Here is a 14934-nt window from a genome sequence, read left to right as displayed (position 1 = left end):
TGAAGCTCATACGGTACGTGCCAGCCGGGTGATGAAGGGTTATCGCGATACGGCGAATGCATGCGTCGACGTCCGCATCGCTTTGCACCTGTGCGCCATGCGCAATCTCTTCGCCGATGAACGGGCGCAGCCCTGCCTGGGCGCCGATTTCCCGCATGCGCCGGAACATCTCCCGCGCAGCGATGCGATCGTGCTCGGTGGCGAGGAAGTTTTGTTCGATCCGCGCATGCTCGGCCGGATCGGCCGACTTCAACGTCACGCGCCCGCGGCTTTCCGGCGTGAGGAATATACCTTTGATCGCGAACGAGTCGGAGTAGGCTCGCTTGAACGGCTCGAAGTATGGCGCCGCGTTCATCGCGCCGGCAGCGAGAATCAGCTGAACGTCGGGTAGCGAAAGATGAGGCTGACTTCGAACCAGGCCGAGTGCGGCGGCGGGAATCTTGCTTGAGAAACCGTTGCCGCCTAAAAGCGTGCGCGCGACGTCGAACACAATCCGATCGGCCCGCATCATTCGGTGGAGCGGGCCGGGTTCCTTGCGGCTCCAGCGTAGGTCGAACACGATGTGGTCATGGAGATTGGCCCCCACACCGGGCAGTTCGATTTGCGTTCGGATGCCGTGCGCGCGCAGGTTGTCGGTAGCGCCGATGCCGGATAGCATCAGGAGTTGCGGTGAGTTGATCACGCCGCCGCAGAGGACAACTTCGCGGCGCGCATCGGCGCAGTAGTTAGCTCCACCACGGCTGTACTCGATTGCGGTGGCGCGGGGTGTGCCCCTATCAGTGCCTAGAACGATCCGCTTAGCCAGTGCGCCTGTAACGAGTGTGACGTTGCCGCGCTCAAGCGCCGGGCGGAGGTATGCAACTGCGGCACTGCATCGGAGGCCATTGCGGATGGTGGCCTGCATTGGTCCGAAGCCTTCGACCGATTCGCCGTTGTAATCATCGTTTTCCGAGTAGCCGCACGCATGCGTCGCCTTAAGGAAGCCACCGATCAATGGGTCGCGATAATCAAGTCGGATCACGGTAAGAGGGCCGCGACCGCCGCGCAAAGCAGATTCCCCACCTTCCCAGGATTCCGAGCGCTTAAAGTACGGCAGCACCACATCGTACGACCAGTCCGTCAGACCGAATTCGCTAACCCAACCTTCGTAGTCCTCGCGCGCGCCGCGTGCATACGCCATGCCGTTGATTGACGACGAACCACCCACTACCTTGCCGCGCGCGCATTCGATGCGACGGCCGTCCATTCCCGGTTCTGGCTCCGTACAGTATCCCCAATCGTAGAGCCGATTCTTCAAGATCTGGCCCCATGTGAGCGGTACCTTGATGTACGGTGATCGATCCTGCTCGCCGGCCTCGATCACAAGGATGCGGACGTTCGGGTCCTCACCGAGTCGGTAGGCCAACGCACAGCCAGCTGAGCCTGCGCCGACGATCACATAGTCATACGTATCGGTCTTCATCGCCGCTCCTCGGGCTTCCACGGAACCGACCGATCAGTTTGTACTCGCAGCTCAGGATTTCTGCGAACGGAGAAAGTCTCTTTCGAATGAACCACGATGCCTCCAAGACGGGCCCACACTCTGGCCACTAGGTTGGTTCCTTCGATTGTGCGCAACCTAAACTATATCTTCAAATAGGAAATGGAGTGGGGTTTGATAGTTCGTTAAGTATGGGAGATGTCCTTATGCGCAGCCGCGATCCGTCCCTTACGTTTCAAAGACTCGAGGATTTTTGCACGTTCGTAGAGTTTGGGAGCGTCCCCCAAGCGGCGGTCAGCTCTGAGTGGCGCAACCTTTCGTCACTGCGCATATACGGAGTATGGAGAGGCGTCTCGGTTATGCGGTCTTGAAGTGCGCCGGGCGCAATATCGCGCTCACCGAAGCCGGTGAACACACTTACCGTTGGGCGATCGAGGTAATCAAGCGCACCCGCGAAGTCGATCGCGAACTCGTCGCTTTGTGAGGGCGAAATTGGGAATGTGCGGTTGCCACGTCGATGTCCATCGGGTCCTATGAACTGCCGCCATTGATCGCGAATTTTCATCGTCGACAGCGGCGCGGCCTTGTGAGAGACCAAATTATGACGCCTTAGGCCACAGCCAATGCGACACGGGTGGCCACGTGCGATTTTGCGGTAATTCAGGACCCTGATGGTCTGACAGCGCTGCCGCTATGGCGTGACGAACTCATACTCGTGACAGGCGCTCCGAGCTCGAGGGCTGGACAGAAGGCAGAGACGCTTGACTTCCGTCGGATCCCATTCGTCAGTACACCACGCAATCAGCGCGGCGCGAGTTGGAAGAGGCACTGATGCGCGAGCACGATTTGGAAAAACGCAATGCCGTAACGGAGCTCTGGCCCCGGGAACCAATGAAATGCGCTGTCAGACCAAACCTTGGTGTGAGCTTCGTGTTCGAATCTGCAGTGCGCTCAGACGTTAGTCGCTGCGAGTTAGTAGTCCTTACTCATACCGATATCTCCATGAGGGTGCCAATTTATCTGGTTCATCGCGAAGATAAGCGCTTTGCGGCCTTTCAGACCGAACTGGTCCAGCTCATCCTCGACTTAGCCTGGCCCAATACTGTTCGTAATTCATCAGATCACAAGAAATTGAGTATCTAAATAGTCGGATATGGATAATAGACGGTGTTCGACTCGATCCTACGATTGCAAGATGTTTGCGCAAAACGCCACACGTGTCTGACCGCCGAGTGTAAGCATCGATGGATGCCGGAACGTGATTGCGTAAGCCTTCGTCACACTAGAATCAGGTCCTTCATCATGCATACTCTTCACAACCATTCCGGTAGCCGCGCGCCGTTAGTAGACGATGCCGGCCATCTCCAAGAGGCGACGGGCCCTGCGCTCGTCGACTCTCTAGTTTGTGCGAACCGCATCCTGTTCGACCTGAGCATCGTCGATGCCTTCGGCTACGTCAGCGTCAGTCATGACAAGGATCCGCAATGCCACCTATTGGCGCGCGACATGGCGCCGGGCACCGTTTGCATCGACTACACCATCGAATTCACGCTGAGCGGGCCGCAACCGCGCTCGTACCCGGCGACACCATGCTGGCGAAGCCGCCCGAAACGTCGCCACTGACCGTGCTCGTGCTTGGTGAGGTCGCGCGTGACACATTCCCGGCCTGCGTGTTCAACATCGTCAACGGCATGGGAGCGGAGGTCGGCGATACACTGGTGCGCCATCCGAACGTGAAGCAGCTTGCGCTGATCGGGGCCGTGCCGACGGAGCTAGTGATCCCAGCGCAGTGCGGCCGAAGTCAGGGGCAAGCACGTGACGCTCGAGCTAGGGGCAAGAACCCGATGATCGTGTTTCCGGATCCGGACGCAGCGGCGGAGAGTGCAGTGTGCGGGACGAATTTGTCTTGACAGGGCCGTCGCGTGAATCCAATTCGCGGCTGCTGTTGCTCGACTACATTTACGACGACGTACTCGCGCGTGTCGTCGAGCGCGTGGCCCCGATTCGCGCCGGTGATCCGATGTCACCCGACACGAGTATGGGTCCGATCAATTCGCGCAAGAGATACGACCACGTGATGAGCTTTCTCGAGTCGGCGCAGACGCACGGTGCGCGGCTGATGACGGGCGGTTCGTCAACCGCAGCAACACGCACATCCTTGGCGTGGCATGGGGCGGCCTCAAGAACAGCGGTGTCGACTGGGAAGAGGGCGCGAGGAAATGTACCGTAATGTCGAGAAGAAAGTCGTCAACGTGGTGGCGTGATGGACTTGACTTACCGCCAGCCGAATCTAACGTCGAGGCCGTCGCTAAATGGTGGAAGTGATTCGCGCGGCACCATCGGGGAATACTCGTGAAAAAGGGTGTTCGCGACGTTCTTCTTCTGCCTGCTGGCCAATGCGATCGCGCCGGTCGCAGGCTCAAAACTATCGCTAAGAAACCCGATTCGTCGCATTGATCGGCGAGGGCGGTCAGAACATTCCTCCCCACTGCATGCTAGAACCTTTGTGGGCTCGTGGCGCGGCATCGATGTGACGCGCCTCGGCCAGTAGGTGAAAAGGCGAGAAATAGACTCTACGACTCGATCGACATCGACCATTAGTTCACGAGAAAACTCTTCGCGACGGGCTACCGCAAGACATAGCGCCAAATGATTTTGGAATTCCGCAACGGACTAGAATGTTAAAGAAAGCGCTCTTGTGAGCGTTTGGCGAACTATAGAGGTCAATTTCAAATTGCGCTCGTGGCTTGGTGGAGATCAAGAGTAATGCAACAATTGGCGAGATCGATTGACGTGTCGTTACGTTCCAATAGTTCTTGGCCTCCTTCTCACGCGCTTCTTTCAGATTGGCAAGTCAGTTCGATTCATCACTTCGCCAAAATATCATGCGACCCGATGCCGCCGACGCGAGTCGAGTTAAACCGAAACGCGTGCAACAACTGTGGATATTTCCGAGGTCACGTATCTCACAAGAAGTGCAAAATTGCCGAGAGTACTCGGAGGTATCAACAACGAAATTTCGTCGCTGCGATTATTAGAAATCTGCTTATTAATCGTTTATAACTCGATCTCGGCAGATACTATCCAAGCTTCGGCAACAGGACTCGGACCTCCTCAATTAAGTCTCGGACGGCATTCGGATCATCCGACACGTGCCGGAGTAAGTGCTTCTGGAATAATCCGTCGAGCAGTGCATACGCGGCGCTTGACGAAATTGAGACCGTTTTCCCGCCAAGTTCCGCATAACGTGTGATTACGCGCCACACCATGTCTTCGAGGCTCTTGTCAATCTCAGTAACAACGTCCCGAAATGAGGTCTCGAACAGCGCCTGAGCCCTCAGGTCATACCAAAGGCTATGCATTTGCGGCTCATTACGAATTGTCTCTTCAAGCTTACAGAGGAAGCCTTGCATCAATTCGTCCTGCGACTGCGCGGCTTCCACCACCGCATCATAGCGTGTCGCGCACTGTGCTTTGAAATGACGAATGCTACATCGGATGAGATCTAGCTTGTCTTCAAAATAGTAGTGCAGTACCGCGTGGGTGTACTCAGACTTTTGTGCGATCTCGCGCAAACTCGTTTTCGCATACCCCAGCTCCGACAGAGTTTGTAGCGCGACTTCCGCGAGTTCCACGCGGCGTGCCTCGTACTTATCGATCGGGTCACGCCTCGATCTGGCAGAACGTTGTTTCGCCATCACGCGTCCAGTCTCAGCCTGCCTCATCATCCTTTCGTTGCCTCGCATCAATCACAACAATCACATCGCATGTGCCCAAACTCGCATGCGCCGTATGAGACCTAGGCCACAGTGTGCAAAGCGAAGATGTGCATGTCAAGAAAAAGCGGACGCCTGTAAAAAAAATTCTTGACATTCGCACAAAGAAATCTAACCATTTGGTAAAAATAAACTTTCCAGTTGGTTAGGCGTTGTGGAGGCGAGCCGGCGACCCCGTCCGGAAATCTTTGGAGCGTGGAGGGAGACATGACAAATGGAAGGCTTCACGGGCGTAAAGCTCTAGTGACTGGTGGCGCGCGCGGCATTGGTGCGGGTGTGGCGCAGGCACTTGCACAAGAAGGCGCGGATGTACTTCTTGGTGATGTGTTAGTTGATGTTGCAACGCAAACTGCGCGCGGTATCGCACAGACAGGCACACGTGTGGGCGCGGTGGCACTTGACGTTACCGACGATGAGCAGTGGGCACTTGCTGTCAATGCGATGGTTAGTGAGTTGGGAGGGTTCGATATCCTGATTAACAACGCTGGTATCGAGATCACATCGCTCATCTCCGACCTTCGGGCTGAAGATTTGCGTCGGATGTGCGATATCAACATTGTCGGAGTCGGGCTCGGGCTGAAGCATGCATTTGGGGCAATGCGCCCCGGCGGAGCCGCCGGACACGGTGGTGCAATCGTCAATGTGTCATCAGTCGCCGCGACGATCGCATATCCCGCAATTGCGGGATATTCCGCCACAAAGTCTGCGGTGGATCGGATGACTCGGGTAGCTGCAATGGAGGCAGGCAAGCTCGGTTACGGAATTCGAGTGAACTGCGTATATCCCGGCCTTACCCCAACTGAGATGGGGATGAAGCTCGCGTCGGACATCGTCTCGAATGGCCTCGCCCCAGACGTCGGCAGCGCAGTGTCGGCGGTCGTTGAGCAAACGCCCCTCGGGCGTCTTGCGACGGTTGAGGAGATCGCCGATTCGATCGTATTTCTATGTTCCGATCATGCCCGTTTCATAACCGGTATCGGTATGCCGATAGACGGCGGCATGGGTATGTGAATCGGCAAGCGATGATTACATTAATGGGGGAGTCATGAGCAACAAGAAGCCCGTAGTCGTCTATGGAGTGTCGGGGTATACCGGCCGTCTGGTCTGCGAATATTTGCGCGAATACAACATACCGTTCATTGCCGCTGGGCGGGATAAGGCGAGAGTCCAGGAGGTGGTCGAAAGGATTCCAGGTATCGAAACTGCAAGCTATGACGTCGTAGGTGTCGAGCACAATATCGAAGCGCTTACAGAACTGTTCAGCGGTGCACGCTTTGTAAGCAACATGGTGGGCCCTTTCATCAAATACGGATCGGAAGTGGTCCAGGCGTGCCTTGCCGCCGGTTGCCATTATTCAGATACCACCGGAGAACAAGATTGGGTAATGCTCGCGAAAGAACGCTGGGGTGAAGCATTTGCGCTGAAAAAATTGCTGCTCGCACCGGGCATCGCACACATGTATACAACGGGCGAGATTGCTGCGCAACTTTGCCTTGAGGTACCTGGGCTCGATACGCTGGACATACTCACGCTGTTCAGTGGATTTCCAACCACGGCATCGGTCGCCACCATCTTCACAATCCTAAAAGCCAAGTGGCACTATCTCGAACAGAACGAATACAAGGAATGGCCTCTCTCAACGAAATTTGATGTGGTGATTCCCGGGCAACACGGTTTGGGTCTAGCGTTACCTTGGGGAGGGACGTGCCATCCGGTCTGGTTCAAAGACGATCCCCGAGTGGCAAATGTAAAGGTCGCGGCAGGAGTATTTGCCCGCGAAGTGATGGAAGGGGTCATCGCTACGGTGAAACTCTATGAAGAGCAGATCAAGACACTGCCGCTGGAGCAACAGGAAGAGGCGCTCGGCAAGGTAGCGGCATCGGTACAGAGCGGTATGCCGCCGCGCGAGAATCCTCGCGTCAATCGCTCAATTGATTCAGTTTATGCGTCCGGCCCACTGGGGCGTGCTCACTGCGTAATTCACGGAAACAGCAACTACAAGCAGACAGGACTGTTGCAGGCCTATGCGGCAATGTCATTACTACAAACGTCACCGAAGAAAATTGGTTTCGCGTCCGGGTGCCAGGCATTTGGTCATCGCGAGTTGCTCGGGCAGTTGCGCAGTTTTGGTTTAGTGATGAAACCTGTTCTGACTATTGAAGACTGACGCACCGCACTTATCGGGAGGATCGTCATGCGTTTGACCCGTTATCTCGACAAGGGGGCGTCGCTCGGCACCGATCAACCTTGCCTTGTCACCGAGGACGAGACGCTCACATATGTCCAGGTGCAGCGTCTGACTTATCGAGTCGCACGCGCGTTTGTACGCGACGATGTCGCTGCTGGTGATAACGTTGCCATCCTGTCTGGCAATGATCCGGTTGCGTTTTCGTGCGTATTCGGTGTGGCTCGTGCAGGCTGTGTCTGGTGTCCAATCAATCCCCGCAATGAAGTTGCCGAGAATGGATTTGTACTCGCAAGCTTCGAATGCCGTGCGCTTCTGTTTCACAGCAAGTATGCGGTGATGGTCGAGAAAATGCTGCCATATCTGCCAGCACTACGGTTAGTGATCTGCCTCGACGCAGCGCTACCATTCGCGCGGAGTCTCCATGACTGGCTCGGCGATCTGCCCGACACACCCTTCGAGCGAGAACCTGTAGACGACGTCGTGATGTTGCCTGGTACGGGTGGTACAACAGGAGTACCAAAAGGTGTCATGTTATCCGAGCGCAACTTAGAAACGATGACGGCACTGACTTTGATGAGTTACCCGTTCGACGGCCGGCCGGTCTATCTTGCCTTCGCGCCACTTACGCATGCCGCTGGCGTATTGTGCTTTCCGATTATGACACTTGGCGGTCGAATCGTCGTAATGCGGCATCCGGACGTCGGCGAGTTTCTCGCTGCGATTGAACGCGAAAGGGTTACGCATACCTTCCTACCGCCGACAGTGATCTACACGCTGCTTGATCATCCCAAATTGCCGTCAACGTGCATCGATTCGTTGCAGTGTTTCTGGTATGGGGCCGCGCCCATATCTGTCGATCGTCTCTTAGAAGCTCTTGAACGGATCGGCCCAATGGCTCAGTTGTTTGGCCAGACGGAGGCGCCAATGATGATATCAACTTTCCCGCCTGAGGAGCACTATAACGCCGACGGCACAGTCGCCCTTGAGCGACTGGGGTCGGCAGGGCGGCCAACACCACTCGTCGAGGTGGGAATCATGGACTACCGAGGCCGACTGCTACCAATAGGGGAGAAAGGCGAAATTGTTGTACGAGGGTCATTGGTAATGAAGGGTTATTACCGAAACCCCGAAGCAACAAAGGAAGTATCGGCTTTCGGTTGGCACCACACCGGCGACGTAGGTTATCTTGACGCAAACAACTACTTATTCATCGTCGATCGTGCGAAGGACATGATTATCACGGGAGGTTTTAACGTCTACTCCATTGAAGTCGAGCAGGCGCTGCTTGCTCATTCGGACGTTCGTGATTGTGCGGTGATCGGAGTGCCGGACGAAAAATGGGGTGAGCGAGTAGTTGCAGTTGTCCAGCCACGTGACGGTAAGCAGATTGACGCAGAAGCGTTGAAAAATTTCGTAAAAAAGAGAATTGGAAGCGTCAAGACGCCGAAACAGATCGAGATTTGGGACGATCTCCCGCGGTCAAAGGTCGGCAAGATTTCTAAGCCAGACGTGAAAGTGAAGCTTAAAAACGAGTCAACGCCGGGATAGAAAAGCAGCTCCAATAGATTCATGAATTATAGTTCACGAGTCGACCATTTCGGATCACTTATTAAATGGAGTGAGACATGAAGGTGAAGTTGACGCCGTCAACTCTGGCCGTATGTTCTCTGTTGGCGTTCTCGAAGGCCGCATCGGCAATTGACATCTTTCCGGCCGATTACACGGTACTGCCGCCTGGAACCACACTTGCGCTTGGCTACATCGGCTATACACCAAGCAGCAATTTTCGGCTTGATGGAGTTGGCAGAGTACCGGACTCTAGTCTTGACCAAACCGTCGGTATCGCTCGGGTGCTGCACTACACCCAGATCGGCGGGGTTCCTGTGGCGTTCCAGGCATTTCTTCCATTCGCGAAGCTGACCGACGTGAAAGTTGGCGGCAGCCCGCTGCCGACCAACAACGGGCTCGGTGACCTCACATTTGGCGCAACTGCGTTCCTTGTTAACCGTCAGGATCCTCAGTACGGAACAACCGTTGGGTTCACTGCATATTTTTCCGTACCGACCGGGAAATATGATTACGGCCGAGTTGGAGCCGGTGCTGGAACAGTTGTGTTCACACCGCAGCTTGGCGTTATCCAAGGATTGGGGCGGAACCTCTTCCTCGATGTGGCCGTCGACGTTGCTGCTCAACCAGGGCACGACAATAGCGGTTACCGCATTTCGGTGCGACCGTCAATCGAATTGCAGTCCTACCTGCGATACCAGTTCACCCCGGCAACATCAGTATCGGTCGGTTACGCGGGTAATTTCGGTGGAAAGCAGTATGTGAACGACGCCTACACAGGACAAAAGACTAGCACAAGTCAATTGAGACTGTTTGCGAGTCACATGCTGACGCCGACGTGGCAAGTTGCCGGCATGCTCGGCAAGGCAATCTCAACAGAGGGCGGCTTTAAGAACAGTTACAGTGTGCAGCTGCGTGTGATGAAAATCTTCTAAGCTCGAAAAGGAGTACGACATGAATCGTCGCGTGAATGTCATTGGGGTTGGTATGGTACCGTTCATGAAGCCGGGTGCAAGCCTACAGTATCATCAGATGGCTACGACAGCCGCGCGGCTGGCACTCGACGACGCAAGAATCTCGTACGAGGAGATCGAGCAAGTCTACGCCGGTTACGTCTACGGTGATTCGACCTGCGGCCAGCGTGCGGTCTACGATATTGGTATGACGGGCATACCGGTCATCAATGTCAACAACAATTGTTCAACGGGCTCTACCGCGCTATGGCTTGCAAAGCAGGCGATCGAAAGCGGTGCTGCCGAATGTGTAATGGCGGTCGGATTCGAGCAAATGGAAAAGGGCGCGTTGACGACAAAGTTTAATGACCGCGATTCGCCCCTTGAGCGCCATCTCGCGGTTGCAGATTCAATTCAAGGCGGGACATCTGCTCCGCTCGCCGTGCGAATGTTTGGGGGCGCAGGAAAGGAGTATATCGAGCGCTACGATGTCCATAGAGAGACGTTTGGGATGATCTCGGTAAAGGCACGCAAGCACGGAGCCCGCAACCCTTATGCCTTGTTCCGTGAACCACTCGACTTAGACCAGGTAATGAACTCCGGTGCGATCTTCGATCCTCTCACGCGGTTCCAATGTTGCCCACCGACCTGTGGTGCCGCTTGCGCGGTGCTATGCTCGGACGAATTCACGAAGCGTCATGGGCATCCGCGCACTGTTTATATTGCGGGGCAAGCAATGACCACGGATTACCCGAGTAGCTTCGAGCCGGCATCAATGATTCGGATGGTCGGGTTTGACATGTCAGCCGCTGCGGCTAGACAGGTTTATGAACAAGCCGGAGTCGGGCCAGAGGAGCTTGACGTCGTTGAACTGCACGATTGCTTCACAAGTAATGAGCTGATCAGCTATGAGGCGCTGGGACTTTGTCCCGAGGGCGGTGCTGAGCAGTTTATTCGTGATGGCGACAACACATACGGCGGCAAGGTCGTTACCAATCCATCAGGCGGACTGTTGTCGAAAGGGCATCCGCTCGGTGCAACTGGACTGGCGCAGTGTGCGGAACTAGTCTGGCAATTGCGGGGGGAGGCGAACGGTCGGCAAGTCGAGGGCGCGCGTTTGGCGTTAGCTCACAACATCGGACTGGGTGGTGCGTGCGTCGTGACTATGTATCGTCGAGACGTAGGCTGACCAGATATCTTGGTAGGGTGCGCCGCTCGTATACACATGCCCGCTAGCCAAACAATGCCAATTTGACCGCGGAAGATGCCTATCGAGCGTTATGCATGGTGCCGCTAGAACCTTGCTGCATTCGTTCGCTATTGACTCACTAGTGAGGCTATCCGTGAGCGCTAGGCATGGTCGATAGCGTCTCAAATGTCATAGCGATCGCCAGTAAATTGAATTCCATGTGGTCCGTATCTCAAAGACACACGACCTAGGACAGTAAGGCGTTTCTGCTCAGTACTTTAATCGCGTTGTGTCGGTCGAGTGAGTTTAAATCCGTGATTAAAGTGGCTAAATAAATATCATTATCAAAATCTCAGCGGACTAGTTCGCAAGTGCGGCATTCAGCGTTCCTCGTGGAAGAAGCGAACTCATATCAGGCCTGCTAATCGCCCTACGGTCGCCGCTTGTGTGCGATTTCTTACTTTCAGTGCTTTGAAAATCGCGGTAATGTGCGTCTTGACCGTTTTTTCAGATATCCCGAGCGTTCTAGAGATTACCTTCGTAGGCATTCCATCACCAAGACATCTTAGTATATCAAGTTGGCGCGGCGTTAATTGGGAGACCTGGGAGAACAAAGGCGCCGCACGCTTTAGTAGCAGCGGAGGTACATAGAGCTCACCGGTGAGGACCATCTTTACGGCAGAGAGTAGCGTATGTGTATCGGCAGATGTCGGCACATAACCAAAAGCTCCTTGCGCAAACGCAGCACGAACATCTTCGGGTTTCTCAGAGGGCGACAGTACGATTATGCGGATATCTTCCCGCGAATGCGTAATAGACGACAAAGAATTCAAGTCATTGATTCCATTTCGTTGTATATCGAATATTACAGTATCAAGATCTCCGTCCGATTTTAGGGTCGTCGCTGCTTCATCAACATCATGCGCGTGACGGACAATCACCTTGTCATTGTCCTGACGCAGCAGGGCGGTGATTCCGTCTCGCAAAATTGGATGGTCACTCATGATCAGTATCTTCATAAAATTCAAATATCTCGCAGATTAATTCTTAAAAAATTGCCACGTTTATGCGACCTTTTATGATAGTCCTAAGACCTTTGGACGATCTACGTCGCCCTATTGGTCTGATTTACAACTGAATCACCATCATCAACACTGGTTTTGCGGAGGGTCATATGAATCGTAGTACTAATTGTAAGATTGGTGGATTTTTTAAAGTTTAAGAAATTGAAAATTTATATCTTCGAATCATTTTAACATTGACTATACGACAAAATTCATGTGGTCGCAGCATTATGGTGGTGCGGATATTTTTTATGTTACGAACTGGTATCGAATTCATTGATTGATGAAGGCGGAATTGAATAATATTTGTTGTTAATTGCCGAGATAAAAGGCTGGCCTTATTAGATTGATTCGGCTCAACTTGCAATCAAGGTTTATTATGAACATTCTTGACGAACACGATGCTATAAGAGATCTGAATATTTCTTACCTATGGTTGGCCCAAAAATTACTGAAATCAGACCGTGCGATGGCGATGTTTCGACTCGGTGTGACGCCGGAGATTGCCAGCGTAATCGAGGAGCTTCCCATAAAACGAATGATGAATTTGGCCTCCGCGGGGCAGCTCGTGTGTGTGTTGCGTTTGAATCGATGTGGAACGTTTTTGGCGCTCTCGAAATCACATGCGTCTGCCGAGATCGCCCACTTACATGCTGCAGCGGCACTCGCAAGTTCTGAACCACACGTTCAGGATGCTACGTGAATAGCGACTCAAATTCGGATGGCCTGGTCCATGGCGCGCAAGATATTCTAGACGCCGTGGCAATGATTCGTTTGGGTGCTCGTCCGCAAATGCTAGAGATCGAGCTAGCAATGCCACGCGATCGACTTTTGAGGTTATATCGCGAGGTTAGAGGAGTGTCCCCACCAAAAGGCTTGCTTCCGTTTTCAAGCGATTGGTACTTGACTTGGATTGCGAATATTCATGCGTCACTGTTTTATACTATCTATAGTTTTTTACGATTCAAAGCCAAGTGTTCTAGGGTAGATGCTCTGGTGAAGGCATACAGCCTGTACAGTGAACGGTGCTATGTTGCAGGGTGTTGTACCTCTCTCGACATGACAAGGGCTTGGTTGCTTATTCGCTTTGTCGAAAATGGAGATCTATCGTGTACGAAGTGTATTGAGTGCGGTGCGAAGTTCATCGCTTACCGTCATGACACTCGTCGCAAACGGGTCTGTGTGTCGTGTCGACCGCCAGCACGCGCTGGAAAACGTACTAGTGGAAGTCGAAAGCGGTAGTTGAACTTGAATAGAAACGTAGAAATAAAGATGGTCGACAAGATTCTCGGCGACGTCTCCCCCGATTTGAGTAGCGCGACGATTTAGAGTCCAATCAAGTAGTCAGGAGATTGGACATGAGGAAGCGGTTAGCCGAAGAGCAGATCATTGGCTTCCTGCGGGAGGCGGAGACGGGGATCCCGATCAAGGAGCTGTGCCGCAGGCACGGCTTCTCGGAAGCCAGCTACTACCTGTGGCGCAGCAAGTTCGGCGGCATGAGCGTGTCCGACGCGAAGCGCCTGAAGGAGCTGGAGGTCGAGAACGCCCGGCTGAAGAAGCTGCTGGCCGAATCACTGCTGGAAGACGAGGTCACGCGCGAGGCGTTGCGAGAAAGGTGGTTAGCGCCCCTTCACGCCGAGAGGTGGTGCGCCATATGACGCAGCGAGACCTGAGTGCACGCCGGGCCTTGCAGGTTATCGGCATGAGCGCCAGCGCCTACCCTCATCAGCCCGCTCCGGATCACAATGTGTCGTTGCGCGCTGAGATTGTGGCACTGGCTCAGCGGCATCGCCGTTACGGCGCGGGGATGATTTATCTGAAGCTGCGGCAGTCGGGCCAGAGGGTGAATCACAAGCGGGTCGAGCGGCTGTATGCAGAAGAGAAATTGCAGGTGCGCCGAAAGGTGCCGGCCTCGGACCGTCAACCACTGTGGAGGCCGTCAGCGGCCAACCAAGTCTGGTCGATGGATTTGTGTTTGACCGAACTGCGGAAGGCCGCGTGATCAAAGTTTGACCGTGGTCGACGAAGCAACGCATGAGGCTGTGGCCATTGTGCCGGAGCGTGCAATCAGCGGGCATGGGCTAACGCGCATTGTGGATCGCGTGGCCGTGCATCGCGGTTTGCCGCAGGCGATTCGGACCGGTAACGGCGCGGAGTTTTGTAGTCGGGCGATGCTGACCTGGTTGCATCAGCGGGGCGTGAAGTTGTTTCTGATCGAGCCGGGCAAGCCGAACCAAAATGCCTACATTGAATCGTTTAACGAGCGCTTCCGGGACGAATGCTTGAACGAACACTGGTTCACCAGCCTGTCGCACGCCAAGGTCGTGATCGAGGATTGGCGTCGGGAATATAACGAGGAGCGGCCGAAGAAATCGCTGGGCGGATTAACGCCCACATCCTACGCCCGGAAACTGGCGGAGAAAGCGTTGAATTCCCGCCCGGACTCTAAAGCCCAGTGCTACTGAAGACGGGGGGCGTCGTCGGCACGACAGACCTGTGAGACCAGGTCCGCAAGACAATGACCACGCTAAAGCGACTCCCTACATTGTCACTTCGAGTGGGTGTCAACCTCGGACGTAATTTCCCCAGAAGGGGGTGCGGCTAAAATCTTGGACTGGTTTATGCCGCGAGTCCGAGGCTCTCCCGGTATTCGAGCGGGCTCAGTGAGCCAAGCGAGATCTTAATCCGCTTGGCGTTGTACCAGCGGATGTAAGAGTC

15 protein-coding genes and 1 pseudogene are annotated in these 14934 nt (G+C 54.5%); 12 read left to right on the top strand and 4 right to left on the bottom strand.

Annotated elements, in window-relative coordinates; all coding sequences use genetic code 11:
* Positions 1–1462 (bottom strand): GMC family oxidoreductase (locus tag G3N93_RS20320; protein WP_206133796.1); only part of this gene is annotated, 1462 nt, incomplete at its 3' end.
* 358 nt (positions 1463–1820) lie between these two features.
* Between G3N93_RS20320 and G3N93_RS42250 the strand changes: the two genes are divergently transcribed.
* The 4 genes from G3N93_RS42250 to G3N93_RS42475 all read left to right on the top strand — a co-directional run bounded on the left by G3N93_RS42250 (position 1821) and on the right by G3N93_RS42475 (position 3710).
* Positions 1821–1964, top strand: coding sequence for a hypothetical protein (locus tag G3N93_RS42250; RefSeq protein ID WP_241011400.1), 144 nt, complete (start codon positions 1821–1823; stop codon positions 1962–1964).
* 818 nt (positions 1965–2782) lie between these two features.
* The gene (locus G3N93_RS20315) at positions 2783–3103 is read left to right on the top strand and encodes a hypothetical protein (protein WP_206121420.1); all 321 of its coding nucleotides are present in this window, start codon (positions 2783–2785) and stop codon (positions 3101–3103) included.
* Positions 3070–3390, top strand: coding sequence for an aldehyde dehydrogenase family protein (locus tag G3N93_RS20310; protein WP_206121421.1), 321 nt, complete (start codon positions 3070–3072; stop codon positions 3388–3390). The genes G3N93_RS20315 and G3N93_RS20310 overlap by 34 nt, the downstream gene beginning before the upstream one ends.
* Positions 3369–3710 carry an aldehyde dehydrogenase family protein gene (locus G3N93_RS42475; RefSeq protein ID WP_206121422.1) on the top strand — a complete coding sequence of 114 codons (342 nt, stop codon included), beginning with the start codon at positions 3369–3371 and terminating at the stop codon, positions 3708–3710. The genes G3N93_RS20310 and G3N93_RS42475 overlap by 22 nt, the downstream gene beginning before the upstream one ends.
* Before the next feature lie 850 nt (positions 3711–4560).
* Here the strand turns inward: G3N93_RS42475 and G3N93_RS20300 are convergent.
* Entirely contained in the window at positions 4561–5178 is a 618-nt protein-coding gene (locus G3N93_RS20300) for a TetR/AcrR family transcriptional regulator (protein ID WP_206121432.1), read from the bottom strand.
* A 285-nt stretch (positions 5179–5463) separates the two neighbouring features.
* Here G3N93_RS20300 and G3N93_RS20295 point away from each other — a divergent pair, with 285 nt between their 5' ends.
* From G3N93_RS20295 to G3N93_RS20275, 5 genes are all read left to right on the top strand, one after another.
* Positions 5464–6267, top strand: coding sequence for an SDR family NAD(P)-dependent oxidoreductase (locus G3N93_RS20295; protein ID WP_206121423.1), 804 nt, complete (start codon positions 5464–5466; stop codon positions 6265–6267).
* A gap of 34 nt (positions 6268–6301) precedes the next feature.
* Positions 6302–7423 (top strand): DUF5938 domain-containing protein, encoded by a 1122-nt coding sequence (locus G3N93_RS20290; RefSeq protein ID WP_206121424.1) that lies wholly within the window; start codon positions 6302–6304, stop codon positions 7421–7423.
* A 27-nt stretch (positions 7424–7450) separates the two neighbouring features.
* Positions 7451–8992: an AMP-binding protein gene (locus G3N93_RS20285; RefSeq protein WP_206121425.1), complete on the top strand. Its 1542-nt coding sequence runs from the start codon at positions 7451–7453 to the stop codon at positions 8990–8992.
* 77 nt (positions 8993–9069) lie between these two features.
* Positions 9070–9945, top strand: a complete 876-nt coding sequence (locus tag G3N93_RS20280; RefSeq protein WP_174985469.1) for a transporter — start codon at positions 9070–9072, stop codon at positions 9943–9945.
* Between the two features lie 19 nt (positions 9946–9964).
* Positions 9965–11152: a lipid-transfer protein gene (locus G3N93_RS20275; protein ID WP_206121426.1), complete on the top strand. Its 1188-nt coding sequence runs from the start codon at positions 9965–9967 to the stop codon at positions 11150–11152.
* A 407-nt stretch (positions 11153–11559) separates the two neighbouring features.
* Here the strand turns inward: G3N93_RS20275 and G3N93_RS20270 are convergent, their stop codons facing one another.
* A complete protein-coding gene (locus G3N93_RS20270) occupies positions 11560–12156 on the bottom strand; it encodes a response regulator transcription factor (RefSeq protein ID WP_241011401.1) in 597 nt (198 codons plus the stop codon).
* Between the two features lie 439 nt (positions 12157–12595).
* Between G3N93_RS20270 and G3N93_RS20265 the strand changes: the two genes are divergently transcribed.
* The 3 genes and pseudogenes from G3N93_RS20265 to G3N93_RS20255 all read left to right on the top strand — a co-directional run bounded on the left by G3N93_RS20265 (position 12596) and on the right by G3N93_RS20255 (position 14681).
* Positions 12596–12919, top strand: coding sequence for a flagellar transcriptional regulator FlhD (locus tag G3N93_RS20265; RefSeq protein WP_174985475.1), 324 nt, complete (start codon positions 12596–12598; stop codon positions 12917–12919).
* On the top strand, positions 12916–13458 hold the full coding sequence (locus tag G3N93_RS20260; protein ID WP_307873421.1) for a FlhC family transcriptional regulator: 543 nt from the start codon (positions 12916–12918) through the stop codon (positions 13456–13458). The genes G3N93_RS20265 and G3N93_RS20260 overlap by 4 nt, the downstream gene beginning before the upstream one ends.
* A gap of 116 nt (positions 13459–13574) precedes the next feature.
* Positions 13575–14681, top strand: a pseudogene (locus G3N93_RS20255) (IS3 family transposase).
* A 154-nt stretch (positions 14682–14835) separates the two neighbouring features.
* Here the strand turns inward: G3N93_RS20255 and G3N93_RS20250 are convergent.
* Positions 14836–14934 (bottom strand): IS3 family transposase (locus G3N93_RS20250; protein WP_206132485.1); only part of this gene is annotated, 99 nt, incomplete at its 5' end.

Source organism: Burkholderia sp. Se-20378, from assembly GCF_017104665.1.
Classification (GTDB): Bacteria; Pseudomonadota; Gammaproteobacteria; order Burkholderiales; family Burkholderiaceae; genus Burkholderia; species Burkholderia lata.
Note: the sequence above shows the minus strand (reverse complement) of the source record. Positions and strands in the feature narration are given on the sequence as shown.